The sequence below is a fragment of the Oleiphilus sp. HI0061 genome, from assembly GCF_001635675.1.
In genome coordinates this window covers 1-1,275 of the sequence record NZ_LWFE01001668.1, presented here as the reverse complement: position 1 = coordinate 1,275, position 1,275 = coordinate 1, and the positions used below count along the sequence as shown (strand labels likewise).

Here is a 1,275-nt window from a genome sequence, read left to right as displayed (position 1 = left end):
AAAAGACTGGATCTTTGATATCAAAAATAGACAATAAGGAGTTGTAGGATATGAAATTAACTCAATGTTTAATGCTACTGACTTGTCTTATTTTAACGCAAGTTGTGGCGGCAGAAGGAACTGTGATCGCAATCGAAGGGGCGACTATTCGAGGGAACCAAGAGCTTCCTACCGTTTTGTATTTGGTTCCTTGGCAGCCAGCAAAGGTTTACTCTCTTGATGAACCTGAGCAGACCTTGGCATCGTCACGTCCTATTCAGCCGCTTGACCGGGCCAGCTTTCTGAGAATGCAAAGTTACCATGAAGCCTTCAGCAAACAGAATGTAAAAGCGACTACTGTGCCCGCAATACCAAAGTAGGATTCATCACTTAGACAGGTTCTTGTAAGCTAAAAGAAGGTATATTGGCCTATATGGCGTCAAACTATGACAGGAGTCACACAAAGTATGTGCATGGAAGAACATGAACACAATTCGCAACAAATCCTTTCGTGATCTAACCGTCTTTTCTCTCTTTTCAATCTACAATTTTCACAATTGTTTGCAATCGTCAGCGAAGTGCACTTGATGATTGTATAAATTTTAAATGGCCTACAAGGCATAAAGCAAAGAAAACCCCCAGGAGTAAATTGTTATGATCGAGACAATAATTCGATTTTTTCAGGAAGGCGGATTCTTCATGTATCCGATTTCAATCATTTTGGTAGTTGGTTTGGTGATTGCAATTGAACGCTATGTTTACCTGAGTGTCGCTAAGCGTAATAACCGCCAGGACTTTAATAAGCTTCACCGTATGATTAGCGGGAAGGACTTTAAGTCGGCTGTAAAGTTTGCTTCTTCGTCTAAGACCGCCATGTCGAATATGATCGGTGCGGGTCTGGTTCGATTAGGCCGCAGACAGCCACGTGAAGAAATTGAATATGCGATGGAAGAAGGCTTGCTGGAAACGATGCCGCGTTTAGAAAAACGTACGCAATATCTAGCGACTTTAGCTAACGTTTCAACCTTGCTCGGCTTGTTGGGCACGATCATTGGTTTGATCGCTGCATTTACAGCGGTTGCCTCGGCCGATCCTGCACAAAAAGCTAGCTTGCTATCACAAAGTATTTCAGTAGCGATGAACACGACTGCATTCGGTTTGATTGCGGCGATTCCTTTATTACTCGTTCACTCAGTACTTCAAACAAAGACTAACGAGATTGTCGATAGTTTTGAAATGGCGGGCATTAAAGTGATGAACTTATTAAGTGACCGATCAGCTTCGGTTCCAGCACCT

General features: G+C 42.7%; 2 protein-coding genes. Both read left to right on the top strand.

The window, feature by feature from the left end:
* Positions 1-50 precede the first annotated feature (50 nt).
* The gene (locus A3735_RS25840; RefSeq protein ID WP_068553964.1) at positions 51-359 is read left to right on the top strand and encodes a hypothetical protein; all 309 of its coding nucleotides are present in this window, start codon (positions 51-53) and stop codon (positions 357-359) included.
* Positions 360-633: 274 nt separating this feature from the next.
* A partial coding sequence (locus A3735_RS25835; RefSeq protein WP_068638906.1) for a MotA/TolQ/ExbB proton channel family protein occupies positions 634-1,275 on the top strand: 642 nt, incomplete at its 3' end.